We start from the raw sequence: 23,989 nt of genomic DNA, 5'->3' as shown, positions 1-23,989 counted from the left end.
GCACGCCGGAGTTACCGACGCGCCAAGCTGTAACCCGAGTCGCGCAGACAGCGGGCGTCATAGCCGTAGCGCGCGCCCTCGGCGGTACTGACGCGTTTGGCGCAGTAGCGGGGCAGGCGATCGGCATAGGAGTAATTCTTCTCAAGGCAGGGCTCGCCAAACATCATGACCTTGCCCTCATCGCCCTCATAGCTGCGGAAGCACTGCTGCGGCAGCAGCTTGCGGTCCACGCGCTCAGGCAGGGGGCGCACCTCGCGCTCAGGGTAAGTGGCACGGTCGCGCTCAGGGCGGGTCCAGTCGCCGCGGCGCGGCGTGGGGCGCGGGTCAACATAGGGGCGCGGATGGGGCCGCTTGGAAACCGTCGGGTAATACCGGGGCGCCTCATAGACCGGCGCGGCACGGCGGCGGGTGACCGTCTCACGCTCCTCGCGCTCTTTCTTGTTGTCGTAGATCATCTTGCCCACGATCGCGACACCCGCAATCGCGGCAAGCGTGCGCAGCACCTCTTTTTCATCGGCAGCAGCCGGGCGGGCGCCAAAGGCAGTGATGGCAACCGACAGGGCGGCGATGGTAGCAATGAACTTGCGGTACATGGGTCTGGTCCCTTCTCGTTATCGGCGCGTTTCGCTGCGCCCTTGATCCTCTGCGGCCATAACTCGGGGGCCGCGTATCGGTTCGTGTGTCTGTTGGTGCCACCAAATTGGGATGAGGGCCAAAGACAGGCAATAACAGGGGGTCGTTATCCAATAACAAGACGCTCAAAACGCCTTGGTTATTGAATATCAGCGGGCGAAAGCGCATTAAAAACATATGAAGAACCCATGTCTCTCCTTACTGACCGCACTAGCGGTCATTCTGGCCCTGCCCGCCGCGGCAACAGCCGGATGCTTTGCCGATTACAAGGCCAAGCAAGACAATCCGCTGCGCCTTCACTATGGGGTGGCGCAGATCTCCGGGGCCTGTGAGCCAGCCTCCGCCGAAACCGAACTCACGCCGCGTCTTGCAGCGGAGGGCTGGACATTGTTGAATGTGCTGTCTGTTTTCGGGGACGAAGGCTTGGATCAAAGGAAAGACAGTGCAGGAACATTCTACCTCCGCTTCTGACATGCGCAGATTTGGCGGGCGTTTCGTGATCGGTGGCATCGCCGCCGTGGTCGCCGTGCTTTTGGTCGGGGCGCTTGTGCTGCTCTGGGCGCTGCCGGATGCGAACGTCTTTAACGCCCGGGTCGAGCGGATCTTTATCGAAAACGACGATCTGACCACCCAGGCCGAGATCAAGCTGCTGGAAATCCTCGCCCAGTCCGGCACCGCCTTTTCCGAGACCTTGGCCAGCTACCGTATCGTGATCGTGGTGCTCTTGGTCTTTGCCAGCGCCATGCTGGTCGCGGCGATGGTGTTTTTGTTCATGCTGATCGGCTTCAACCGTCGCATGGCCCAGATTGAGCGGACGGGCATTCAGGTGAACTCTCTGCTGATCAGCCGGGAAGAGAATACCGTCTATCTCAACAACCTCGGCTTCAAACTGACGGCTGCTGCGATGGAGACGATGTCGGTCCTTGCCGAGGCGCGGATGGATGACGACGTGCTCTCGGGTTCTGAGATTGAAGGCATGATCTCGGGCCGCAGCCCCGCCGACTGTGATGAGGCCGCGGGCGCCACGCGGATCAAACGCCTGCGCGACACGCTTGGCAACCAACTGGTGTCGGAACTGCTGGTCAAGAACATCGCCCGGCGCGGCTATATGCTGGCGATCAACAAGGACGTGATCAAGGTTCTCTGACCCCGGCAAAGCACCGCCCTGCCCCGCCCTCACGCGGCTGGCCCTAGCCAATGCCCCGCAGGCACGTTAAATGGCGTCAAATTAAATTGGACAGACTGGAGTAATCAGATGGGTTATCGCGTCGCCGTCGTCGGTGCCACAGGCAATGTGGGCCGTGAAATGTTGAACATCCTTGCGGAGCGTCAGTTCCCCGTGGACGAGATCGTGGCCCTTGCCAGCCGCCGTTCGCTCGGGACCGAGATCACCTTCGGGGACAAGACCCTCAAGACCAAAGACCTCGACACTTTCGATTTCACTGGCTGGGACATGGCGCTTTTCGCCGTGGGCTCCGAGGCGACCAAGAAATACGCCCCCGCCGCTGCCAAAGCGGGCTGCGTGGTGATCGATAACTCGTCGCTCTACCGCTACGACAACGAAGTGCCGCTGATCGTGCCGGAGGTGAACCCCGAAGATGTGCACGGTTATTCCAAAAAGAACATCATCGCCAACCCCAACTGCTCCACCGCGCAGATGGTCGTGGCGCTGAAGCCGCTGCATGACCGCGCCAAGATCAAGCGCGTCGTGGTCAGCACCTACCAATCGGTTTCCGGCTCGGGCAAAGAGGCCATCGACGAGCTTTGGGACCAGACCAAATCGGTCTACAACCCGACCGACAATTACGAGGCCAAGGTCTACCCCAAGCAGATCGCCTTTAACGTGATTCCGCATATTGACGTCTTCCTCGAAGACGGTTCGACCAAGGAAGAATGGAAGATGGTCGCCGAGACCAAGAAGATCGTCGATCCGTCGATCAAGGTCACCGCGACCTGCGTGCGCGTGCCGGTTTTCGTGGGCCATGCGGAATCGATCAACATCGAATTCGAAGACCACCTTGATGAAGCCGAAGCCCGCGACATCCTGCGCGAAGCGCCAGGCATCATGGTAATCGACAAGCGCGAAGACGGCGGCTACGTCACGCCGGTGGAATGCGTCGGCGATTTCGCTACCTTCATCAGCCGCATCCGTCAGGACAGCACCATCGACAACGGCATCAACCTGTGGTGCGTCAGCGACAACCTGCGCAAGGGTGCCGCCCTGAACGCCGTGCAGATCGCCGAGCTGCTGGGCCGCGAAGTGCTGAAAAAGGGCTGAGGTTCAGCCCCAGCTTAGGAATAAGAAAGGGGGCCAAGCGGCCCCCTTTTTCGTCTCTGCCATCTGTCTGCGCAAGCGTCAGACCGGCTCGAATTTCTGCGCCTTGGCGTCATAATATTCCAAGCTGCCCTCGCCGATGTCGGTCCACAGGCCGTGCAGGCTCAGCGTGCCGTCTTCGACCTTTTCCTTGATCCACGGGAAGGTCATCAGGTTTTCGAGCGAGGTTAGCACCGCCTGACGCTCCAGCAAAAGCTGCTGCTCTGCCGGGTCTTCGACCTTTTCCACCGTCTCGTATTTCGGGCGCAGCAGGTCCATCCAGCGGCCCACGAAACTGTCTTGGTTCTCAAGCTCGGGCGCGTTGCCTTTGCACATTTCGATGCAGCCCGCCACGCCGCCGCAACTGGAATGGCCCAGCACGATCAGATGCGCGACCTTCAGCGCGTTGACGGCATATTCCACCGCCGCCGAGGTGCCGTGCTGCTTGCCATCCGGCTCATAGGGCGGGACAAGGTTGGCGATGTTGCGGTGGATAAAGAACTCCCCCTGATCCGCCCCGAAGATCGAGGTCACATGCACGCGGCTGTCGCAGCAGGAGATCACCATCGCACGCGGGCGCTGCCCCTCGGCGGCCAATCGGCGATACCATGTTTGGTTCTCGGCATAGCCGGTCGCCTTCCACCCCTGATAGCGTTGCAACAGATACGACGGCAGAGCCTTGGCCTTGTCCATGTGTAAACGTCCCCTAATGCGAAATGCGGTTTTAGCGCAGATAGCGCAAATGCCATACGAATTCGAGAGAAAAGGCACAATCATCGCAACCCTTTGCACACCTTCACGCGCCATATTGACCCTGAGGCCGTGGGGGCGATCGAAGGATGACAGGAATGCAACTTATGCAAATTCGCCCGACCGAACAGGTCTGCGTCGATCAAGAGCGGCTGGCGCTGCTCTACACACAACTGGGTGAGGTGGGGGCCGAAGATGTCCTCTGCCGCGCGATGGAGGAATTGGCCCTGCGCCTGTCCCATTGCAAAAGGCTCCATGAGGGCCAAGACCGCGCCGGGCTGCGCAAAAGCGTGCACCGCTTGATCGCCATCGCCGATCAAATCGGCATGGCGCTCGTCGCCCGGGTGGCGGCGGATGTGATGGTCTGTATCGACGCAGGGGATGAGACCGCCACCGCGGCCACGCTCTCGCGGCTGCTGCGCAGCGGGGAACGGTCACTGACCGCAATATGGGACCTGCCAGAGATCACGATCTGATCGCTTGCGGGTGGCGATGGAAAAGGTAGGCTGCGCGCAAATCCAGATTTGCAAAGGTTTGTCATGTCCGCCGAATTCGCCACCTCCTCCGCCAATGCCCTGCCGCTTCATGTCTTGAGCGAGACCGCGCTTGAAGGCTGGCTTGCCGATCAGCCCGGCGCGGTGCGGGCATGGGTGAAGGCCAGCGGTTTTGCGGGCGGCCTTGGTCAGGCGCTTGTCGTCCCGGGTGCCGAGGGCGCGCCGGTGATGGCACTGGCGGGCTACGGGTCCGAGGCTGCCCGCCGCCGGGGCCGCTTTCACCTCGCCGCCGCTGCGGCCAAGCTTCCTGCCGGGGACTACCGGATCGAAAGCGGCCTGCCCGAGGATCAGGCGGCGACAGAGGCGCTTGGTTGGCTGCTGGCGGGCTATCGTTTCGACCGCTACCGCGACCAGCCCCCACTGACCGCCCGCCTTGTCGCGCCCGAGGGGGTCGACGCCGAGCAGATCACCGCGCTGGCCACGGGTGAGATGCTGACCCGCGACCTGATCAACACACCCGCCTCCGACATGGGGCCGCCAGACCTTGAAGCCGCCGCGCGCAACCTGGCCGAGCGGCATGGCGCGCAGATCGAAGTGACCACCGGCGATGCCCTGCTGGGAAACAACCTGCCGATGATCCACACCGTGGGCCGCGCCGCCGACCGCGCGCCGCGGCTGATCGACATGACATGGGGCAATGCGGGGCCAAAGCTGACGCTGGTGGGGAAAGGCGTCTGTTTCGACACCGGCGGGCTGAACCTGAAGCCCGGCGCCTCGATGGGACTGATGAAAAAGGACATGGGCGGGGCCGCCGCCGTGCTGGGGCTGGCGCATATGATCATGGCCACCGGCATGGAGGTGCAGCTTCGCGTGCTGATCCCGGCGGTTGAGAACTCCGTCTCGGGCAATGCCTTCCGCCCCGGCGACATCCTGACCTCGCGCAAGGGGCTGACGGTTGAGATCAACAACACCGATGCCGAAGGGCGTTTGGTGCTGGCCGATGCGCTGGCGCTGGCGGATGAGGACAAGCCCGATCAGATTATCTCAATGGCGACGCTGACCGGGGCCGCGCGGGTGGCCGTGGGGCCGGACCTTGCGCCCTATTACAGTGACGACGCCGCCTTCGTCTCGGCTTTGGAAAGCGCCGCTGCCGGGTCCGCCGATCCGGTCTGGCGGATGCCTTTCCATGACGCCTACGAGGCGCTGATCGAGCCCGGCATCGCCGACCTCGACAACGCGCCCAAGGGCGGCTTTGCCGGGTCGATCACCGCCGCGCTCTTCCTGCGCCGCTTTGTGACCGACAGCAAATACGCGCATTTCGACATCTACGGCTGGCAACCTGCCGACGCCCCCGCCCGTCCGAAAGGCGGCACCGGCCAAGGCACCCGCGCGATCTATGCCGCCCTGCCCGCCTTGCTGAAACCATGAGCGATCCGCGCCTTACCCCTGACCCGGCACTTGCGACCCAGAACCGCGCCGCGCAGGTCGCGGTGCCGGTGGCCGACCTTTGCCGCCGCCCTGACGGGCCACGCGACCGGCAGTTGGTGTTCGGCGAGCAGGTGACCGTGCTGCATGAGGCGTCGGGCTGGGCCTATGTGCTGGCCGAGAAGGATGGCTATTGCGGGCATGTTCTGCAAAGCACCCTCGGCATCCCGCGCAAGGCCACCCACCGCGTCTGCGTGCCTGCCACCCATGCCTATCGCGACGCCGATCTGAAATCGCCGGACCTGCTGAGCCTTAGCTACGGCGCGCACGTCACGGTCACGGCAGAGACCAAGGATTTTGCCGAAACCCCACACGGGCACATTCCGCTGGGCCATCTTGCCCCCGTTGAGAGCCGAGAGGCCGACCCGGTGCAGATCGCCGCGCTGTTCCTTGGCACGCCCTATCTCTGGGGCGGCAACAGCCGTTGGGGGATCGATTGTTCGGGCCTCGTCCAAGCGGCGCTGCTGGCGTGCGGCATCCCCTGCTCCGGTGACAGCGACCAGCAAGAGAAGACCGTGGGCGCCCCCGTCAGCGGCGCCTATCAGCGCAATGATCTGTTGTTCTGGAAAGGCCATGTGGCGCTGGTGGTGGATGGCGAGACGATGATCCACGCCAATGCCCACGCCATGGCCGTGAGCTATGAAAACATCGCCGAGGCCATCGCCCGGATCGAAGCGGGCGGTGACGGCCGGGTGACGGCACATCGCCGCCCCGGCCTTTAGTCCACCGCGCGGATCAGCTTGCGCTCCAACACGCGCAGCACGGCCTTCAGGTCATGGCCCCGGCGCAGCACCTGCCCGCCGGTGCCCACCACCGCATACATCCCCTGCCGGTTGCGCAGCTTGGGCCGCTTTTCGATCCGGTAAAGCGGTATCTCAGCCGTGCGCCGAAAGACGGAAAAGACGGCCACGTCCTTAAGGTGCGAAATCCCGTAGTCACGCCACTCCCCCGCCGCGACCATACGCCCGTAGAGCGATAGGATCAGCGACAGTTCGGTGCGGTGAAAGGCGACCTGTTCGGCAGGGCGCTCGAAAGCCGTGATTGGCGATGGGGGCACTATGCTCATGGCTTTACAGTTGACCCTGACGGGGGCCAAATCAAGCCCTGACATGGCCGAAAGCACCCCTCAAAATTTCTTGAAAGCGTTACAGAATTGTGCAACCAATCTTGAAAATGAAACACAAAGGCATGACGGAATGACCCCAGACGCCCGCGCCCGCAAATGTGCCGAGGTGATGTTCGCCCGAGATTCCGCCTCGGCCGGATTGGGCATGAGGATCGACGAGGTCACCCCCGGCGGCGCGGTTTTGTCGATGTCGGTGCGCCCCGACATGCTGAACGGGCATGGGATTTGTCACGGCGGTTTCATCTTTACGCTGGCCGACAGCGCCTTTGCCTTTGCCTGCAACAGCTACAACCAGACCACTGTCGCCCAGCAGAACCAGATCACCTATCTCAGCCCCGGCCAGCCGGAGGAGCGGCTGACTGCCACCGCACGCGAAGTGTCGCGCAGCGGTCGGTCGGGCATCTATGACGTGACCGTCACGGGCGAGGATGACCGTGTCGTGGCCCTGTTTCGCGGGCTCTCCCGCAGCATCAAGGGCCAGCTATTTACCGAGGAGGAGCCGACCTGATGAAAGACCTGACCCCCGCGAAGGATACGCTCGACCCGATTGAGATCGCCAGCCGGGACGAGATCAGCGCCCTGCAATTGGACCGACTGAAATGGTCCCTGCGCCATGCCTATGACAACGTCCCTTTCTACAAGCAAAGCTTCGACGATGCGGGCGTGCATCCCGATGATCTGAAACAGCTTTCCGATCTTTCGCGCTTTCCCTTCACGGTAAAGACTGACCTGCGTGACAATTATCCCTTTGGCATGTTCGCCGTGCCGCGCGACCAGGTGGCGCGTATTCACGCCTCGTCCGGCACCACGGGGCAGCCGACGGTGGTGGGCTATACCAAGGACGATCTGGCGAACTGGGGCCAAGTCGTCGCCCGCTCCCTGCGCGCGGCGGGGATGCGCCCGGGCGACATGCTGCACAATGCCTATGGCTATGGGCTGTTCACCGGCGGCTTGGGCATCCACCTCGGCGCCGATGCGCTTGGCCTGTCGACCGTGCCGATCTCGGGCGGGATGACCCCGCGCCAAGTGCGCCTGATCGAAGATTTCGCCCCCAAGGGCATCACGGTCACCCCGTCCTACGCGCTGTCGATCTTGGATGAATTTGCCAAACAAGGCATCGACCCGCGCCAATCCTCGCTCGAAGTCGGCATTTTCGGGGCCGAGCCATGGACCAACGCCATGCGGCAGGAGATCGAGCAGGCTTTCGATATGCATGCGGTCGACATCTACGGCCTGAGCGAAGTCATGGGCCCGGGTGTGTCGATGGAATGTGTGGAGACCAAGGACGGGCTGCACATCTGGGAGGATCACTTCTACCCCGAGATCATTAACCCCGAGACTGGCGCCCCGGTCGAGGATGGCGAAATGGGCGAGTTGGTCTTCACCTCGCTCACGAAACAGGCTTTCCCGATCATCCGCTACCGCACCCGCGATCTGACCCGTCTGCTGGCGGGCACCGCACGCTCCATGCGGCGGATGGAAAAGGTGACCGGGCGCAGCGACGACATGATTATCCTCCGCGGCGTCAATGTCTTCCCCACCCAGATCGAAGAGGCGCTGATGGCCACGCCCGGCTTGGCCCCGCATTTCCAGATCGAGCTTTCGCGCCCCGATCGGATGGACCAGATGCGCGTGCTGTGTGAATGCGCTGACGCCAGCGTCACCACCGACGCCCGGGCCGCCGCGATCAAAGCGCTGTCGGCACAGATCAAACAGACCGTCGGCATTTCGGTCACGGTTGAGGTCATGGACGTGGGCGGCGTTGCCCGGTCCGAGGGCAAAGCCGTGCGTATTCTCGACAACCGCCCCAAGGGCTAGGGACGACCCTAGCCGCAGGTGACTTTGGCGATTTTGCCTTCCGCGTCCAAGACGATGTTGGTGCGGTTGGGATTGGCGTCCATCGTCACCGGGTCGCCCTCTGTATAGACGCGCTTGGGCTCGGAGACGATGCTCGCCGCTGATTTCGGGCGTCCGATCAGCCCCCACCAACTGCCCTCTTTGCAGGTGTCGGTCGGCGGCTCGGCGGCGGCAAGCTCTTCTTGCCCATCATCTTCAGAGGGGCTGGAGCTGTCGTTCACCGCGTTCACGACCGACTCCGGCAGCGGTTTGGGCTTGGCCGGGCTGCTGGGGGTTTCGGACCGCGCCGGGGCCTCGGGTTCCGGCGATGGCGGGGGTGTGGTGGCCGCAGGCGCGGGGGCCGGGATCGGGTTCTGCACCGGCGCTGTCGCCAATTCAGCGCATCCGGCCAGCACTAGGGGTGCCAAGAAAACTACTCTCATATTCCAAACCTCGTTCTTCGCGTGGCGTCCATCCCGCAACAGGTAGCTCCCTGACCCGCCCCGCCAAGGGCCGGGCGCTTTGCCCTTGCTGGAACCTGCCGATGGAAGTGCTGTGGCAGCGAGATCACGGAGCCGCCCGGGGCGTTCCCGCTGGCCGCAACCCCATGAGCGCGCGGGTGGCGTCGATCGGTTCAGCCAAGGCCTAAGCCCCTGCCCCATTGCACCCCAAGGGCGGGCTGGCTAATGCTTGACCCATGGTCGCGATCTTCCTGAAAACCCTGCCGTTCTTTGCGCTGATCGGCCTTGGCTACTGGGCCGGGCGCACGCGGTTTTTCTCTGCCGAAGCGACGGCCTATCTCACCAAATTCGTCTTCTACTTCGCCCTCTCGGCGATGCTGTTCCGCTTTTCCGCCAATCTGTCCTTGGCCGAGGTCTGGGACAGCCGCCTTGTCGCCGCCTACCTTTGGGGGACGGCCTTCGTCTATGCCATCGCCAGCCTTGTCGGCTTCCTGCGCGGGCTCGACGTGGCCACCAACGGGATCGAGGCGCAATGCGCCGTGATCGGCAACACCGGCTTTCTGGGCGTGCCGATGCTGACGCTGCTCTTAGGGCCGGATGCCATCGGCCCCGTGCTGCTGGCGCTGACCGTCGATATGATCATCTTTTCCAGCCTCATCGTGATCCTGATCACCGGCTCCCGCGAGGGGCAATTGCGGCTGGCGACACTCAAAACCGTCGGGATCGGCCTGCTGAAAAACCCGATGATCGTGGCCATCACGCTGGGGTTCCTCTGGTCCGGCTTCGGCATCCCGATCCCGGTGCCGCTGAACGAATTTCTGGCCATCCTCGGCGGCGCTGCCACCCCCGGTGCCCTTTTTGCCATCGGCGCCTCGCTGGCCTCTAAATCCGCCGAACGGATCGAGATCGCGGGCTGGCTGACCTTTTGCAAACTGGTGCTGCACCCGCTCTTCGTGGCCTTTGGCGCGCTGTTTCTCTTCGGCGTCGACCCGTATAAAGCCGGGGTCATCATCGCCACGGCCTCCCTCCCGGTCGCGGGCAATGTCTATATGCTCGCCCAACACTACGGCGTCGCCCCTCAGCGGGTCTCTGCCGCCATTCTCGTCTCAACCACAGTTAGTATCGTGACCGTCAGCCTTGTCGTAGGTTGGGTCTCGGCCCTGTGACACACTCAAGTTCGAAAGGAACGCTGCCATGAAAACCATCTCGGAAAACGCCTGTTTCGGTGGCACGCAGGGGGTCTACTCCCACGCCTCCGACACCTGCGGCTGCGACATGACATTCGGCCTGTTTCTCCCCGCCGAGGCGCAGGACGGCCCGGTCCCGGTGCTGTGGTATCTGTCGGGCCTGACCTGCACCCATGAGAACGCCATGACCAAAGCAGGCGCGCAGGCTTGGGCCGCCGAACATGGCATCGCGGTGGTTTTCCCCGACACCTCGCCGCGTGGTGAAGATGTGGCCGATGACGATGCTTACGACCTTGGCAAAGGCGCGGGGTTCTATGTGAACGCGACCCAAGACCCTTGGGCGGCGCACTACCAGATGTGGGATTATCTGGCCGAGGAACTGCCCGCCCTGCTCGGCGAAAACTTCGCCCTCGATATGGAGCGTCAAGGCATCACCGGCCATTCCATGGGCGGGCACGGCGCACTGACGCTGGCGATGAACCTGCCCGGGCGTTTCCTCTCGGTTTCTGCCTTCGCGCCGATCACCCATCCGACGTCGAGCGATTGGGGCAAAAAGCAGCTCAGCGCCTATCTCGGGTCCGACGAGAGCACATGGACGAAACACGACAGCACGCTCCTGATGCGCGAGAAGGGCTTCGACGGGCCGGTGCTGATCGACCAAGGGGCGAGCGACCAGTTCCTCGACCTCTTGATGCCCGAAGCGCTGGCCGAGGCCATGGCGGCAAAACGCCAGCAGGGCAGCTTCCGCATGCAGCCGGGCTATGACCACAGCTATTTCTTCGTGGCGAGCTTTATGGAAGATCACGTCGCCTTCCATGCCGACGCGCTCTACGCGGGCTGAGGCGATGACCGCGCTCTACATCGACGCCGACGCCTGCCCCGTGAAGGCCGAGGCCGAGCGGGTGGCGACCCGGCACAAGATCAAGATGTTCCTTGTCTCCAACGGCGGGCTGCGCCTGTCGCAGAACCCGCTGGTGGAGGTGGTGATCGTGCCCGACGGGCCCGACATCGCCGACATGTGGATCGCCGAGCGTTGCGGACCGGGCGACGTGGTGGTCACCGGGGACATCCCGTTGGCCGCCAAATGCGTCGAAGCGGGGGCAAGGGTGCTGAAACACAATGGCGAGGCGCTGACCGCGCGCAATATCGGCAACGTGCTGGCCACCCGCGACCTGATGGCCGACCTGCGCGCCGCCGACCCCTTCCGCCAAGGCGGCGGCAAGGGGTTTACAAAGGCCGACCGCTCCCGTTTCCTCGAAGCATTGGAGCGGGAACTGCGCGCGGCGGCGCGGGGGTAGGCCCGCGTTAAGCAATTGTTAGGGCAAGTGATATGACACCACAGGCGGTCGTTTTCGACATCGGCAACGTATTGATCGAATGGCAACCGGAGCGGTTTTACGACAGCGTCATCGGCGAAGATCGCCGCCGCGCCATGTTCGACGCCGTGGACCTGCACGGCATGAACGACCGCGTCGACAGCGGCGAGAATTTCCGCGACACGATCTATGCCATGGCCGAGGCGACGCCCGAGTGGGGCGATGAAATCCGCCTCTGGCACGACCGCTGGATCGAGATGGCCGCCCCGGTGATCGACCACTCCCTGCGGTTGAAGAATGCGCTGCAAGCGCGCGGCGTCCCGGTCTTCTCGCTCACCAACTTCGGCATCCAAAGCTATGATCTGGCCGCGACCCATTACCCTTTCCTGCGCGAGTTCGACCGTGATTTCATTTCCGGCCACCTCGGCATGATCAAACCCGCGCCCTCAATCTACGAGGCCGTGGAAAAGGGCAGCGACCTGCCGCCCGAGGCCCTGCTCTTCACCGACGACCGCGCCGACAACATCGCCGCCGCTGCTGCGCGGGGCTGGCAAACCCATCATTTTACCGGGCCGCAGGGCTGGGCCGACCGTCTGGTCGCCGCAGGCCTGCTGACCCGCGAGGAGGCCGCATGACCGACATCCCGAACATCTCCTTCGAGGCGGGGGAGGCGCTGCTGGATTGGATCGCGCTCACCGACGCGCTGGCCGCGGGCCACGACCTGCCGAAGGCCGAGATCGGCGACACCTTCCTCTACCGCGGCAAGGACACGCTCTTAAGCCGCGCGGCATGGATCGACGGGCTGGGCATCGCGATGAAATCCGCCACGATCTTCCCCGGCAATCCCGACCGCGAGGTGCCGATGGTCAACGGCGGCGTCTCGCTTTTCGATGACGAAACCGGCACGCTCTCCGCCATCGTGGACTTCCACCTTGTCACCAAGTGGAAGACCGCGGGTGACAGCCTCTTGGCCGCGCGCCGTCTTGCCCGACCGGACAGCGAGAACATCCTGATCGTCGGCGCGGGCACCCAAGGTCGGGCGCTGCACGCCGCCTATTCCGCGGCCTTCCCGCAGGCCCGTTTCACGGTCTGGAACCGGACGCCCAAGAACGCCGAGGCGATGGCCGCAGAGCTCAAGATCAACGTGGCGACCGATCTCGAACAAGCCGTCCGCGCCGCCGATATCGTCGCCTCCGCCACCATGTCGACCGACCCGCTGATCGAGGGCGATTGGTTGCAGCCCGGCCAGCACGTCGATCTCATCGGCGCCTACCGCCCCGACATGCGCGAGGTGGACGACACGGCGCTGCTGCGCGCCCGCGTCTTCGTCGACAGTTTCGACACCACCATCGGCCATATCGGAGAGATCAACATCCCGCTTGAGGCAGGCACCATCACCCGCGACCACTTAGTCGCGGATTACTACGACCTTGCGCGCTTCACTCGGCAAAACGACGATGAGATCACCCTGTTCAAAAACGGCGGCGGCGCGCATCTGGACCTTATGACCGCGCGGCATATTCTGGAAAGCTGGCGGGCGCGTTAAGCGGTCACCAGCCCCTCCAGCCGTTTCTCGCGGATCGGCAGATGCACCACGGCGCTAAAGGCCCCCACGGCCACGCCCACCCACCAGACGCCGGTATAGCTGCCGTAGATGTCGTACATGCGCCCGCCCAGCCAGACGCCGAGGAAGCTGCCCAGCTGGTGGCTGAAAAAGACGATCCCATAGAGCGTGCCCATGTAGCGCAGCCCGTAGATATGCGCGACGAGGCCGGAGGTCAGCGGCACCGTGGCGAGCCAAAGCGCGCCCATCCCGACCGAGAAGAGGATCACGGTCATCGGCGTGATCGGGAACATGATGAAAAGCGCGGCAAAGACGGTGCGGCCTACGTAAATGCCCGCCAAAAGGTACTTCTTGGAATAACGCTTGCCCGCCCAGCCCGCCAGCAGCGTGCCCGCGATATTGGCTAGACCAATGAGCGAAATCGCCACCGCGCCCAGCGCCGAGGTGGTGGTGATGCCGATGTTGTGCAGCACACCGCCCGCAAGGATCGGGCCGCACATTTCGGTCACGAAGGCCGGGAAATGGGCGGTGATGAAGGCGAGTTGGTAGCCGCAGGAAAAGAAGCCCAGAAAGATCAGCGTATAGGAGGGATCGCGGAAGGCCTTGCCGAGGTTCTGGCCCATCGATTCCTCAAGCTCGGCCCGGCTGGCCATGGCAGGCGCGCGCATCATCGGCAAGGTGAGCAGCATCAGCAGGATCACCCCCGCGAAGCTGACGAAGGTCATCTGCCATGACATGAAGCTTAGCATCCATTCCGCCACCGGCGCGCCGAAGACTTGGCCCGCGCTGCCCGCCGCCGTGGCAATCGCCAGCGCCATTGAGCGGTTCTCGTCTGAGGCCGCCCGCCCCACCACGGCGAGGATCACGCCAAAGCCAGTACCCGCGATGCCGAAGCCCACGAGCCAGGCATAGGTCTGGTGCTCGATCGGCGTCGCGGAATTGGCCGACAAGAGCAGCCCCACCGCATAGACCACCGCCCCGATGATAATCGCCCGCCTATCGCCAATCTTCTCCGCCAGCGCGCCAAAGATCGGCTGCCCGATGCCCCATGCAAGGTTCTGGATCGCGATGGCGAGAGAGAACTCGCTGCGCGCCCATGCAAATTCCTCGGCAATGGGGATCTGGAACACACCAAAAGACGCCCGCACGGCGAAGCTGACCATGATGATGATACAACCGACCATCAGGACCGGGGTGAACAGGGGCGCGCGGCTTTGCATGGAAGTGTTCCTTTCCGCGGCAGATTATGGGTTTCCCGGGCGTCGTCAATTGCGCATCTGCGAAGACTGGCCAGCCCGCCCGCGCTGCCGTAAACATGGCCCCGTGCAAAAGACGGGAAGCTGATGGACGAGATCGACAACAAGATCATCGCGGAACTGCGCCGCGACGCGCGCATGTCCTATTCCGCGCTGGCCGCCACCACCGGCCTGTCGCGGGTGACGGTGCGGGCGCGGGTGGAGCGTTTGGTCAGCTCGGGCGCGATTTTGGGGTTCACGCTGATCCTGAAAGAAGACATGCGCCACAGCCCAATCCGGGGCCATACGCTCTTGGCCATCGAAGGCGCGGGCACCGACCGGATCAAACGCATTCTTGCAGGCATGCCCGCGGTGCAGGCGATCCATGCGACCAATGGCAAATGGGATTTGATTGTCGAGACGGGGACGGAGACCGTCGAAGAACTCGATAGCGTGTTGGGTCAAATCCGCCGCATTCAGGGGGTGAGTTCAAGCGAGACGAACCTCCTGCTGGCCACCCAGATGACGGTCACGACCTAGGCTATTGCACCGAAAGGACGACCACCTCGACCCGCCGGTTCTGTTCGCGCCCCGCTTCGGTCAGGTTGCTGTCGCGCGGCGCAAGATAACCCGCGCCCTGCGCCTCCAGCCGGTCGGGGGCCACGCCATAGCGCTCAACCAACCGGTCCCGCACCGCCTCTGCCCGCCTGCGCGACAGGGCGGTATTGGCGTCCAAACTACCCACCGCATCGGTATGACCCACCAGCGCCACCCGCAGACCCGGCTCAGCCTTGAGCAATTCGGCAAGCCGCGCGAGGGTCGCGAAAGGCCCGGGGCCAAGCGCGGAGGTGCCGGTCTCGAACTCCAACCGGTTCAGCACCAGATGCCCCTCGTTCTTTAACGTCGCTGCGAAATCCCCCGTGGCGCTGGCAAGCGGCACCTCCCCCGTAGCCGCAGGCGTGACAGGGGGGCTGTCACCCTCTGCCGCGTCGCCGCTGCGGGCCTGAATGATCTGCACATAGGCCGAGGTCGCCGCCGTGCTGGCAAGGATGCTGATCGCCTCGGTTGGTGTGCCATCATCCGCCCGACGCAGGGCGGTGATGAAGTGAAAGGCGCGCAGGTTCACATACATATTCGGCCCCGGCAGCACCTCTATCGCAAAGCGGAAATCGAACCCACCGCAGTCCCGCGCCGCGCAGTCGAGCACGATGTCAAACCCCGCCTCTTCAAGTTGCCGCCGCAGGGGGCGCATCACCTGCAAGGCGGTCAGCCCCGGCGTGTCCATCCGCCAAGCGGCGCGGCGCACGTCGCCATCGACATGGACCCGCGCCACCTGCCCTTCGGCATAGACACCCACGGGCGCAGCGTAGCGATCCGGCGCGGTGTTGCGTTCCGCCGTCAGCCGCGCGGTGCTGGGCAGCGCCAGTTCAAGCGCCGCCGCCGGGGCCGCCAGCAGCATCCCGGCCAGAGCCGCCGCGACGCGCGCCCGGATCATCGCGCCTGCGCGTGGTAATCGTCGTTGGGGCGCATGTCGGTGGCGCTGGCCACCCGGTTGGTCATGTTAAAGAAACCCGCCACGCTGGCGATGTCAAAGATGTCACGATCGGTGAAGCCTACGTCGCGCAGCGCCCGACGGTCGACCTCCTCAACCTTGGCGCTGGCTTCGGTCAGTTTGACGGCGAAATCCAGCATGGCGCGTTGTTTGGCGCTGATCTTGGCCACGCGGTAGTTCATCACCAGCGCTTCGCCCAATTGCGGATCGCCCGACATCTCGCGCACCGCCGCCCCATGGGCCACAAGGCAATAGTAACATTTGTTGACCGAAGACACCGCCACCGCAATCATCTCACGCTCAAGCTTGCTGAGCGCGCTGTCGCCCAGCATCAGGTCGTTATACATGCCGGTGAAGGCGTTCAGCTTGTCGATGTCAAAGGCATAGGCGCGCAGCACATTGGGCACCATCCCGAGCTTTTCCTGACAGACATCGAAATACTTCTGCGTCGCCTCGGGCAGCGGATCGACCATCGGCAGATCAAGGGCGGTGGGCATGTCGTTGGCCATGGGCTTATCCTTCACTCGGTGCTTTGACGGTAATGATAGTGCCCGACCGGGGCAAAGCCCAGCTTGGCATAGAGCGCCTGCGCGCGGGTATTGGTATCGACGCAGAGCACCGACAGCCGCGCGGCCCCCTGCGCCTGCCCCCAATGGGCGGCGGCCCGCATCAGCCAAGTCGCCACGCCTTGGCGTTGTTGATGGGGCAGCACCTCAACCGCGTGGACCATACAGATATCATTGTGCACCCCGGCAAAGGCCACCCCCGCGGGTTTCTCGTTCCAGCGGGCAAGGATGCCAGTCTTGGTTGCGGCACGGTCCATCACGGCAAGCCGCGCGGGGCCGACCCCGCCGGCGGCCCAGACCTCGGCCATGATCGCCAGCGGCTCCCAGATGCAAAAGGCGGTGACCGGGGGCATCGGCAAATCCGTCAGTCGGGTGATCGGCAGGCTCAGCACGGTGACCGGATCGACCACGTCATAGCCCCGCGCGGCCAGCAGCGCGTCGAGGTCATCTTCCCCCGCACACACCATGAACAGCGAGCGCTGACCCATCTCGCGCATCGCCGCTTCGGCAACCGGAATGTCGGCATCAGCAATCGCCCCGCGTGCCGTCGCCGCCGAGACGCGTTTGCCGCCGCCCTGCCCCTCGCGCAGGGTCCATGGTCCGTAATCAAAGCGCCGCGCGGCGGGCCATGTCGCGTCACCCGCATCGAAAAACGCCTGCGCCTCACTCATGCGAAGGCGGCCTTGAGCTTGGCCATCGCGGCTTCGACCATCCCCGGATCGCTGCCCCGGATCACCACATGCGCGCCAAAGACACCGTCCTTCTGAAACGGGTAGCTGCCCATCGACAGATGCGGATATTCCTCGGCCAGCGCCCCCAGCGGCCCGGCGATATCGCCCTCGCCCCGGTCGATGCGCAGGGTCTCACTGATCAGCGGCTGGCCCCCGGTCAGCCCCGGCAAGACACTGGCGACCATGGCCTGAAACACCGCAGGCACCCCGGCCATCACATGCACGTTTTCGACGATGAACCCCGGCGCGGCAGAGACCGGGTTCTCGATCAGCGCGGCGCCTTCAGGGATGCGCGCCATGCGCAGGCGTGCCGCGTTCATCTCGGTCCCGGCGCGGGCGTAATGTGCCGCCAAAATCTCGCGCGCATCGTCGCGCACGTCGATGTCGCGGTTAAAGGCGGCGGCGATGCAATCGGCGGTGATGTCGTCATGGGTCGGCCCGATCCCGCCCGAGGTGAAGACATGGCTATAGGCCGAGGACAGCGCCTGCACGGCGGCGATGATCGCCCCGTGATCGTCCGAGACCACGCGCACTTCGCGCAGGTCGATCCCCACTTTCGTCAACTCCCCCGCAAGGTGATGCATATTGCTGTCACGGGTCCGGCCCGAGAGGATTTCGTCGCCGATCACGATCATCGCGGCGGTGGGGTTTGACATGGGGCGGCTCCTTGAGGATGGCGTCCCTTCGGTATAGGCCGCGCCCCATGCGCTTTCAAACCCAACTTGTCCCCGCCCGGCTGATCCGCCGCTACAAACGCTTTCTGGCCGATTGCAGGCTTGAGGAGACGGGCGAAGAGGTGGTGGCCCATTGCGCCAACCCCGGCTCGATGATGGGGCTGGCGGAACCGGGCAGCCGCATCTGGCTGGAGCCGAACGACGATCCAAAGAAAAAGCTGAACTACGGCTGGCGGTTGGTGGACCATGAGAACGGCCATTTCACTGGCGTCGACACCGCCCTGCCCAACCGCGCGATGAAGGCGGCGCTGATCGCGGGTGAGGTCGCCCCGCTCGCCGCCTATACCGAGGTGCGGCCCGAGGTGAAATACGGCGAAAACTCCCGCATCGACTTCCTGCTCAGCGGCGATGGCCTGCCCGATGCCTATGTCGAGGTGAAATCCGTCACCCTGTCACGCGAAACGGGGCTGGCCGAATTCCCCGACAGCGTGACCGCGCGCGGGGCGAAACATCTGGGCGAATTGGCGCGGATGGCGCAGGCCGGGCACCGCGCCGTGCTGCTCTATCTGGTGCAGCGCACCGATTGCACGCAGATGCGCCTCGCTGCCGATATCGACCCGACCTATGCCGCCGCCTCCCAAGCCGCGCGGGCGGCGGGGCTGGAAATCTACGCCGTCGGCACCCATATCACGCCCCAAGCCGTCACACTGGCGCAACCGATCCCCTTCGCGGGCTGAGCCGCTCTGGCCCTCGCCCGAAAGCCACGTTAAGTAGGAGCGAACACAAGCATGGAGAGAGCGGTGAACAACGCACACCGAGGCCGCCAGACGCGCGACGGCATTCGCATTTACGAGCCTTCCGATCATGCCGGGATGCAGGCAGCGGGCCGTCTCGCCGCCACGATCCTCGACGAGATCGCAGAGCATGTCTTCCCCGGCCAGACCACCGGAGAGTTGGACCGCCTGATCGAAGAAAAGGTCAACGCCGCCGGGGCAAAATCCGCCACCATCGGCTACAAGGGCTACAAACACGCCAGCTGCATCTCGGTGAACCATGTGGTCTGCCACGGGATCCCCAGCGACAAGAAGCTGAAAGACGGCGACATCCTGAACATCGACGTGACCGTCATCGTCGATGGCTGGTTCGGCGACACCAGCCGCATGTATGTGGCGGGCAAACTGTCGCGCAAGGCCGAGCGGTTGATCAACGTGACCCACGACAGCCTGATGCGCGGGATCGAGGCGGTGAAGCCGGGCAATACCTTTGGCGACATCGGCCATGCGATCCAGACCTTCGTCGAAGGCCACCGCATGTCCGTCGTCACCGACTTCTGCGGCCATGGACTGGGGCAGGTCTTTCACGCGCCGCCCAACGTGCTGCACTATGGCCGCCCCGGTACGGGTGCTGTGCTTGAGCCGGGCATGTTCTTTACCATTGAGCCGATGGTGAACCTTGGCCGGGCCGAGACCAAGACCCTCGCCGACGATTGGACCGCCGTCACCCGCGACAAATCCCTCTCGGCACAGTTCGAACATTCGGTGGGCGTGACCGAAGACGGGGTGGAGATCTTCACCCTCTCGCCCGGTGGTTTGTTCCACCCGACCTACAAGACTGACTAAATGCGGCGGGGGCACGGCCCCCGCCCGCCTATGCGTCGATGGCAACCAAATGGTTGTCCCACGCCCGTTTGGCCGTGGTCAGCCGCGACAGCGTCGCCTCTTGCAGCGACAGGATACCGCCCAGCCCATCCGTAGCCACAAAGCCGCCCCGGCCCGGTGCCAGCCCGCAGACATCCGCGCGGCGATGGCTGGCGAGGAAAGAACCTTTGTTGTCAAAGACATGCAACCGCCCGCCGCGCGGTGACGTAATCCCGACCGCCCCGCCATCCGCCGCAAATGCCACGCTGCCCGCGTAGCCCTGCATCGCGATTTGCTCGGCCAGATCGGCCTCGGCCAAGATGGGCTCTTCCCCGCGCCGGTGCAGCCCCAGCAGCGGCACGCCGTCACCCGGCTCCCCTTGCCATTGCATCGCAAAAGCCACCTGCCCGTCCGGTGCCAAGGCCAGATGGCGGATTGAGTTCATGTGCAGATCGTCGGGCAATGTGACCTGCTCCAAAACCTCGCCCGAGAGGCTGACATAGGACAGGTTGGGCCGCATATCTTCGATGTTCAGCTTTTCCCGCCCGCTGTCGGGATGCGTGCGTATTCCGCCATTGGCCACCACCAGCACATCCTCGGCCCGGCGGCGGATTTCATGCGGGCCGATCCCGCCTGACGCGATCTCTCCGATCCGGGCATAGCCCTCGGCGCGGGACCACAGTCCGATGCGACCTTCGCCCGTGTCGATCTCATTCTCACTGGTGGCGAGGATGGCCCCGCCCTGCAAAAACGCCCCATGCCCGTAGAAATGCCGCCCCTCCGGCGCGTCGAGCCGATGGGCCACACGGCCCTTTTCGCAGTCGATCACCAACGCGAACCGGCCCGGACGGCGGGCAAAGGCGACCGCCTCGGGCGCGGTGGGATGGGCGGCAGCGGCATGGCCCCGGTCGGGCAGCGGAATGCGGAAAACGTCGTGGCCGGTCCCGTCCAGCCCGAAAAGCGCATAGGCCCCCGAAGGGTCACGCGCGGCGGCAAGGTAGACGGGGCTCCCGGCGGCGGCCCAGCCCATCGCCGGCAGGCTCGACGCGGCGGCGAGACCGGCGAGGAAATGGCGGCGCGAGGGCATCAATCCCCATCCGCCGAGTTGAACCCGACCGAGACGCCAAGCGCCGGGGCGATCTCTGCCCCCACCGCCTCGGAAATGGCGCGCACATCGTTTTGCAGCGCCTCGACCCGGATACGGCTGATCGGATCGACCACCCCGGCAAAAACGGGGTCTTCCAATGCACGCGCGGCGCTCAATGCGCGGTCGAATGCGGCATCGGTCTTGGGGGTGGGCGCGTCCGACAGCGTGTCGGCCAGACCGTGCAATGCTTCGAGCGACAGTACCACATTGCGCAGGCTGCGGCCCGAACGGCGCGCCTCGGCCACCTGCGGTTTGGGGGCGTCGAAACTGCCCATCGGGCGGCCCAGACGTTGGTCGGCGACGAACTCCAGCCCGGTGGCGAGGGCGGTGTAAAGCGCCTGAGACGCCTCGCGCGGGCTGAGGAAACGGTCGTTGCCCGCCTCCCCTGCGCTGCGGAGCGTGGCGGCGAAGTCCTCACGCCATGCGGTGTCGACCTCCTGCGCCAGTTCCGCCAGATCGGCCGCCATCGCGCGGGCCAGTGCGCAGCTATAGCTGTCAGCCTCGTAGCCCGCGAAGTCATCGTCATAAAGCAGCCGTTCCAGCGCGAAGAGCCCGCGCGCGGCGATGGAGACTTCGGCGTAATCACCGCTTGTCGCGATCGGGTCTTCTTCGGCCACCATCCGCGCCACGCTGCGCCCCACCATGCCGCGCGTGTCGGGCCAGAAGGCGATGGCCAGCCCGCGCCCGTCTTCCTCGAGCGGGCCGAGGGTCAGATGCGCGATACCGAGCCATGCGTCGAAGGCTTCCTGATAGGCCGGGCGCAGGGCGGCATCGGTGCAATCGGCCTGCGCCGCCGCATCAAGCGCCGCCGTGGCCGTGGCGAAACGCGCGGTGCCCGGCAGGGCGTGATCTTGGATCACCTCCTCTACCCCGGCGAGGGCGGGGGCGGCGGTCAGAAGGAATGCGGCGGTCAGCAGGCTGCGCATCAGAGGCTCTCCAGATAGCGGATCAGGGCGTCACGGTCGGCTTTGGGCATGTCGACCACGGCATCGCGGGCGGGCTGGGCTTCGCCGCCGTGCCAGAGCACCGCTTCGAGCAGCGACCGCGCCCGCCCATCGTGCAGGAATTGGGTATGGCCGTTGACCTGTTCGGTCAAGCCGATGCCCCAGAGCGGCGCGGTGCGCCACTCGCGCCCGTTCGCGCGGCCCTCGGGGCGGTTGTCGGCCAGCCCTTCGCCCATGTCATGCAGCAAAAGATCGGTCATCGGCCAGATCAGCTGAAAGCTCTGCTCGGGCTGGTCCTCCAACCGTTCGGTCACGAATTTCGGCTGGTGGCAGGAGGTGCAGCCGACCTCATGAAACACCGCCTTGCCGCGCAGCACCTCAGGCGCGCCGACATCGCGGCGGGCGGGCACGGCCAGGTTGCGGCTGTAGAAAGTCACCAGATCCAGCCCTTCGGCGTCGATCTCGGCGCCACGGTCGTCACCATCCCCATGGGGTGCCGCGCGGCAGGCGGTCTGCTCTGCCGTGCAATCGCCCCATGCCGCGTCGAAAATTGGGGAGGAAATGCCAATGTCGCCTGCAAAGGCGCTGGCGGATTGCTCGCGGATCGTCGGCGCCCCGGCTTTCCAGCCGAAGCGGCCCAGCATCGGACGCGCATGTTCAAAGGACCAGACGATCTGCGCCCTGCCCGAAATGCCGTCGCCATCGGCGTCCTCCGGGTCGGCCAGTGCCAAGATATCTGCCGCCGGGATCGCCTCTAGCAGGCCAAGCCCGATCATCGGCGGGGCGACGCGGGGGCTGAGCATCGCACCATCGGCCAAGGGGCCATAGCCGAGGTCTTCGGCAATGTAGGTCGGGCGGCGCAAACTGGCGGTCTCCCCCTCCGACAGGGCGACCTCCACCTCTTCATAACTCACGCCCAGACGGTATTCCGCCGGATGGCCCGCCACCCCGAAATCCTGCAATTGCCCGCCATAGACCGGATCGGGCCGCGTGCGCGGGGTCTTGTCGCCGACCGAGAGTAGGAAGGCCTCGATCTCGCTCATCGCCTCTTCGGGAGGCGTGGGAACCGAGATGCGCAGGAACATCGACACCGCGTCATCCTCGGGCCCCTCGGGGGGATGGCCGCGCCCGTCTTTCAGGTGGCAGCGCTGGCAGGACCGCGCGTTGAAGAGCGGCCCCAGCCCGTCAGAGGCCAGCGTCGACGAGGGCGACGACACCCAGAGCTTTTTGAACAGCCCGTTGCCGACCTTGAAATCCAACTCCCGCTCAAAGGGGATATTGCCCGAGGGCAGCGAAAACGCATCGGCATTGCCGCGCGGGCTGACCGTGGCGGCCCCTGCGGGGTTCGTCTCAAAGGGTTCGGGCTTGTCGAATTCGGTCGCGGAGGCGGTGACCTTGGCGATCCGCGCGGCCTCTTCCGCGGTGCGGGGGATCACCTTGAGATGCGGTTCCTCCAATGCTTGCGGGGCGGCGGCGGCCATGCTCGCGGCGGCCACCGTGAGCATCGGAATGAGGAAACGCATGGAAAATGCCTTGGATAAGCGGCAGGCCCGAAACCGGGCCTGCCTGTCGCGGTTACTTGCTGTCGTCTGTCGGCTTGGCCTGAAGCTGACCATAGACGGCCTCGCCCAGTTCCGCCTGAAGCGCCAGTTGGGTTTCGAGGAAGTCGATATGCCCTTCCTCATCGGCGATCAATTCTTCGAACAGGTTCTTCGAGACATAGTCGCCCACCTGATCGCAGTGATTGCGCGCTTCGATATAGAGGGTGCGGGCCTCATGCTCGGCGGCGAGATCGGCCTCCAGACATTCCTTGACCGTTTCACCGATGCGCAGCGCGTCCAGCTTTTGCAGGTTGGGGTGCCCTTCGAGGAAGATGATCCGTTCGATCAGCTTGTCGGCGTGGTTCATCTCTTCGATGCTTTCCTCGCGCGATTTATCGGCAAGCCGACCATAGCCCCAGTCTTCTTGCAGGCGGTAATGCAGCCAATACTGGCTGACCGCCGTCAATTCGCTGCGCAGTGCAGCGTTGAGATATTCGATGACCTTGTCGTCGCCCTTCATGAACCTGTCTCCTTGTTTGGTTTCGCCTGACGTAGAGTGGTTTTCAGCACAGGCACGGAAAAGTTGCCATTTCCGCGCATGGTAGACAAGAAGAGAGGCATGCACCCCCCGCAATCGGCTGCTTTGCCCAAAGCGCGGTATACTTTGCCGGCAGTAATAACCGTTCGCGCGTCCGAGGCGCGCATCCAGTCGATGGCATTGTTGATGTCGCGATCGGTGATGTTCTGACAGTGACAAACAATCATGGTTTTGCGTATTCCTTGGCTGGCCCCGGGC

30 protein-coding genes are annotated in these 23,989 nt (G+C 64.4%); 16 read left to right on the top strand and 14 right to left on the bottom strand.

What is annotated here, in order from left to right:
- Window positions 1–11: 11 nt before the first annotated feature.
- Window positions 12–593 carry a hypothetical protein gene (locus ACGYLX_RS11795; RefSeq protein WP_394449636.1) on the bottom strand — a complete coding sequence of 194 codons (582 nt, stop codon included), beginning with the start codon at window positions 591–593 and terminating at the stop codon, window positions 12–14.
- Window positions 594–810: 217 nt separating this feature from the next.
- Here ACGYLX_RS11795 and ACGYLX_RS11790 point away from each other — a divergent pair, with 217 nt between their 5' ends.
- From ACGYLX_RS11790 to ACGYLX_RS11780, 3 genes are all read left to right on the top strand, one after another.
- Entirely contained in the window at window positions 811–1,104 is a 294-nt protein-coding gene (locus ACGYLX_RS11790) for a hypothetical protein (protein WP_067265999.1), read from the top strand.
- 1 nt (window position 1,105) lies between these two features.
- Entirely contained in the window at window positions 1,106–1,780 is a 675-nt protein-coding gene (locus tag ACGYLX_RS11785; protein ID WP_082852096.1) for a hypothetical protein, read from the top strand.
- Between the two features lie 108 nt (window positions 1,781–1,888).
- The gene (locus tag ACGYLX_RS11780; protein ID WP_067266005.1) at window positions 1,889–2,911 is read left to right on the top strand and encodes an aspartate-semialdehyde dehydrogenase; all 1,023 of its coding nucleotides are present in this window, start codon (window positions 1,889–1,891) and stop codon (window positions 2,909–2,911) included.
- Between the two features lie 78 nt (window positions 2,912–2,989).
- Here the strand turns inward: ACGYLX_RS11780 and ACGYLX_RS11775 are convergent, their stop codons facing one another.
- Window positions 2,990–3,640 (bottom strand): carbonic anhydrase, encoded by a 651-nt coding sequence (locus ACGYLX_RS11775; RefSeq protein WP_209218489.1) that lies wholly within the window; start codon window positions 3,638–3,640, stop codon window positions 2,990–2,992.
- A gap of 155 nt (window positions 3,641–3,795) precedes the next feature.
- On the opposite strand from ACGYLX_RS11775, the gene ACGYLX_RS11770 reads away from it, so the two are divergent.
- The 3 genes from ACGYLX_RS11770 to ACGYLX_RS11760 all read left to right on the top strand — a co-directional run bounded on the left by ACGYLX_RS11770 (window position 3,796) and on the right by ACGYLX_RS11760 (window position 6,398).
- Window positions 3,796–4,173, top strand: a complete 378-nt coding sequence (locus tag ACGYLX_RS11770) for a hypothetical protein (RefSeq protein WP_394449634.1) — start codon at window positions 3,796–3,798, stop codon at window positions 4,171–4,173.
- 63 nt (window positions 4,174–4,236) lie between these two features.
- Window positions 4,237–5,619 carry a leucyl aminopeptidase family protein gene (locus ACGYLX_RS11765; RefSeq protein WP_394449632.1) on the top strand — a complete coding sequence of 461 codons (1,383 nt, stop codon included), beginning with the start codon at window positions 4,237–4,239 and terminating at the stop codon, window positions 5,617–5,619.
- Window positions 5,616–6,398 carry an NlpC/P60 family protein gene (locus ACGYLX_RS11760; RefSeq protein WP_394449630.1) on the top strand — a complete coding sequence of 261 codons (783 nt, stop codon included), beginning with the start codon at window positions 5,616–5,618 and terminating at the stop codon, window positions 6,396–6,398. Before ACGYLX_RS11765 ends, ACGYLX_RS11760 begins: the two co-directional genes overlap by 4 nt.
- Here ACGYLX_RS11760 and ACGYLX_RS11755 read toward each other — a convergent pair.
- Window positions 6,395–6,742 carry a DUF2794 domain-containing protein gene (locus ACGYLX_RS11755; protein WP_394449628.1) on the bottom strand — a complete coding sequence of 116 codons (348 nt, stop codon included), beginning with the start codon at window positions 6,740–6,742 and terminating at the stop codon, window positions 6,395–6,397. The genes ACGYLX_RS11760 and ACGYLX_RS11755 overlap by 4 nt on opposite strands.
- A gap of 130 nt (window positions 6,743–6,872) precedes the next feature.
- On the opposite strand from ACGYLX_RS11755, the gene paaI reads away from it, so the two are divergent.
- Window positions 6,873–7,310, top strand: a complete 438-nt coding sequence (paaI, locus tag ACGYLX_RS11750) for a hydroxyphenylacetyl-CoA thioesterase PaaI (protein ID WP_067266022.1) — start codon at window positions 6,873–6,875, stop codon at window positions 7,308–7,310.
- Window positions 7,310–8,620 (top strand): phenylacetate--CoA ligase PaaK, encoded by a 1,311-nt coding sequence (gene paaK, locus ACGYLX_RS11745; protein WP_394449626.1) that lies wholly within the window; start codon window positions 7,310–7,312, stop codon window positions 8,618–8,620. Before paaI ends, paaK begins: the two co-directional genes overlap by 1 nt.
- Window positions 8,621–8,628: 8 nt before the next feature.
- Here paaK and ACGYLX_RS11740 read toward each other — a convergent pair whose 3' ends face one another.
- Window positions 8,629–9,081, bottom strand: coding sequence for an I78 family peptidase inhibitor (locus ACGYLX_RS11740; protein ID WP_394449624.1), 453 nt, complete (start codon window positions 9,079–9,081; stop codon window positions 8,629–8,631).
- A gap of 254 nt (window positions 9,082–9,335) precedes the next feature.
- Between ACGYLX_RS11740 and ACGYLX_RS11735 the strand changes: the two genes are divergently transcribed.
- Genes ACGYLX_RS11735 through ACGYLX_RS11715 form a run of 5 tightly spaced genes read left to right on the top strand, consistent with a single transcriptional unit; the run spans window position 9,336 to window position 13,148 of the window.
- Window positions 9,336–10,265 (top strand): AEC family transporter, encoded by a 930-nt coding sequence (locus ACGYLX_RS11735; RefSeq protein WP_271688814.1) that lies wholly within the window; start codon window positions 9,336–9,338, stop codon window positions 10,263–10,265.
- 28 nt (window positions 10,266–10,293) lie between these two features.
- Complete coding sequence (gene fghA, locus ACGYLX_RS11730; RefSeq protein ID WP_394449622.1) at window positions 10,294–11,127, top strand: S-formylglutathione hydrolase; 834 nt, start codon at window positions 10,294–10,296, stop codon at window positions 11,125–11,127.
- A gap of 4 nt (window positions 11,128–11,131) precedes the next feature.
- Window positions 11,132–11,584: a YaiI/YqxD family protein gene (locus tag ACGYLX_RS11725; RefSeq protein WP_394449800.1), complete on the top strand. Its 453-nt coding sequence runs from the start codon at window positions 11,132–11,134 to the stop codon at window positions 11,582–11,584.
- A gap of 32 nt (window positions 11,585–11,616) precedes the next feature.
- Entirely contained in the window at window positions 11,617–12,237 is a 621-nt protein-coding gene (locus ACGYLX_RS11720) for an HAD-IA family hydrolase (RefSeq protein ID WP_271692863.1), read from the top strand.
- A complete protein-coding gene (locus ACGYLX_RS11715; protein WP_394449620.1) occupies window positions 12,234–13,148 on the top strand; it encodes an ornithine cyclodeaminase family protein in 915 nt (304 codons plus the stop codon). The genes ACGYLX_RS11720 and ACGYLX_RS11715 overlap by 4 nt, the downstream gene beginning before the upstream one ends.
- Here ACGYLX_RS11715 and ACGYLX_RS11710 read toward each other — a convergent pair.
- Window positions 13,145–14,386 (bottom strand): MFS transporter, encoded by a 1,242-nt coding sequence (locus ACGYLX_RS11710; protein WP_394449618.1) that lies wholly within the window; start codon window positions 14,384–14,386, stop codon window positions 13,145–13,147. The genes ACGYLX_RS11715 and ACGYLX_RS11710 overlap by 4 nt on opposite strands.
- Before the next feature lie 123 nt (window positions 14,387–14,509).
- Between ACGYLX_RS11710 and ACGYLX_RS11705 the strand changes: the two genes are divergently transcribed.
- Window positions 14,510–14,941 (top strand): Lrp/AsnC family transcriptional regulator, encoded by a 432-nt coding sequence (locus ACGYLX_RS11705; protein ID WP_067262523.1) that lies wholly within the window; start codon window positions 14,510–14,512, stop codon window positions 14,939–14,941.
- Between the two features lies 1 nt (window position 14,942).
- On the opposite strand, the gene ACGYLX_RS11700 is transcribed toward ACGYLX_RS11705, so the two are convergent.
- The 4 genes from ACGYLX_RS11700 to ACGYLX_RS11685 are packed head-to-tail and all read right to left on the bottom strand — an operon-like array spanning window position 14,943 to window position 17,906.
- A complete protein-coding gene (locus ACGYLX_RS11700) occupies window positions 14,943–15,896 on the bottom strand; it encodes an OmpA family protein (protein ID WP_394449616.1) in 954 nt (317 codons plus the stop codon).
- Window positions 15,893–16,462 (bottom strand): peroxidase-related enzyme, encoded by a 570-nt coding sequence (locus ACGYLX_RS11695; RefSeq protein WP_394449614.1) that lies wholly within the window; start codon window positions 16,460–16,462, stop codon window positions 15,893–15,895. The genes ACGYLX_RS11700 and ACGYLX_RS11695 overlap by 4 nt, the downstream gene beginning before the upstream one ends.
- Before the next feature lie 11 nt (window positions 16,463–16,473).
- Entirely contained in the window at window positions 16,474–17,190 is a 717-nt protein-coding gene (locus ACGYLX_RS11690; protein WP_394449612.1) for a GNAT family N-acetyltransferase, read from the bottom strand.
- Window positions 17,187–17,906 carry a competence/damage-inducible protein A gene (locus tag ACGYLX_RS11685; protein WP_394449610.1) on the bottom strand — a complete coding sequence of 240 codons (720 nt, stop codon included), beginning with the start codon at window positions 17,904–17,906 and terminating at the stop codon, window positions 17,187–17,189. Before ACGYLX_RS11685 ends, ACGYLX_RS11690 begins: the two co-directional genes overlap by 4 nt.
- 47 nt (window positions 17,907–17,953) lie before the next feature.
- Between ACGYLX_RS11685 and sfsA the strand changes: the two genes are divergently transcribed.
- Window positions 17,954–18,661, top strand: a complete 708-nt coding sequence (gene sfsA, locus ACGYLX_RS11680; protein ID WP_394449608.1) for a DNA/RNA nuclease SfsA — start codon at window positions 17,954–17,956, stop codon at window positions 18,659–18,661.
- Between the two features lie 51 nt (window positions 18,662–18,712).
- Window positions 18,713–19,543 carry a type I methionyl aminopeptidase gene (gene map / locus ACGYLX_RS11675; protein ID WP_271688803.1) on the top strand — a complete coding sequence of 277 codons (831 nt, stop codon included), beginning with the start codon at window positions 18,713–18,715 and terminating at the stop codon, window positions 19,541–19,543.
- Window positions 19,544–19,571: 28 nt separating this feature from the next.
- On the opposite strand, the gene ACGYLX_RS11670 is transcribed toward map, so the two are convergent.
- The 5 genes from ACGYLX_RS11670 to ACGYLX_RS11650 are packed head-to-tail and all read right to left on the bottom strand — an operon-like array spanning window position 19,572 to window position 23,958.
- Window positions 19,572–20,648: a DUF1513 domain-containing protein gene (locus ACGYLX_RS11670; protein WP_394449607.1), complete on the bottom strand. Its 1,077-nt coding sequence runs from the start codon at window positions 20,646–20,648 to the stop codon at window positions 19,572–19,574.
- A complete protein-coding gene (locus tag ACGYLX_RS11665) occupies window positions 20,648–21,634 on the bottom strand; it encodes an imelysin family protein (protein ID WP_394449605.1) in 987 nt (328 codons plus the stop codon). The genes ACGYLX_RS11670 and ACGYLX_RS11665 overlap by 1 nt, the downstream gene beginning before the upstream one ends.
- Window positions 21,634–23,175, bottom strand: a complete 1,542-nt coding sequence (locus tag ACGYLX_RS11660) for a di-heme oxidoredictase family protein (RefSeq protein ID WP_394449603.1) — start codon at window positions 23,173–23,175, stop codon at window positions 21,634–21,636. Before ACGYLX_RS11660 ends, ACGYLX_RS11665 begins: the two co-directional genes overlap by 1 nt.
- Window positions 23,176–23,227: 52 nt before the next feature.
- A complete protein-coding gene (bfr, locus tag ACGYLX_RS11655; RefSeq protein WP_136720255.1) occupies window positions 23,228–23,713 on the bottom strand; it encodes a bacterioferritin in 486 nt (161 codons plus the stop codon).
- Entirely contained in the window at window positions 23,710–23,958 is a 249-nt protein-coding gene (locus ACGYLX_RS11650; RefSeq protein WP_271692854.1) for a bacterioferritin-associated ferredoxin, read from the bottom strand. The genes bfr and ACGYLX_RS11650 overlap by 4 nt, the downstream gene beginning before the upstream one ends.
- Window positions 23,959–23,989: the final 31 nt, after the last annotated feature.

It is taken from the genome of Sulfitobacter sp. 1A13496 (assembly GCF_043557225.1).
In the GTDB taxonomy this organism is placed as follows: domain Bacteria; phylum Pseudomonadota; class Alphaproteobacteria; order Rhodobacterales; family Rhodobacteraceae; genus Sulfitobacter; species Sulfitobacter faviae.
Note: the sequence above shows the minus strand (reverse complement) of the source record. Positions and strands in the feature narration are given on the sequence as shown.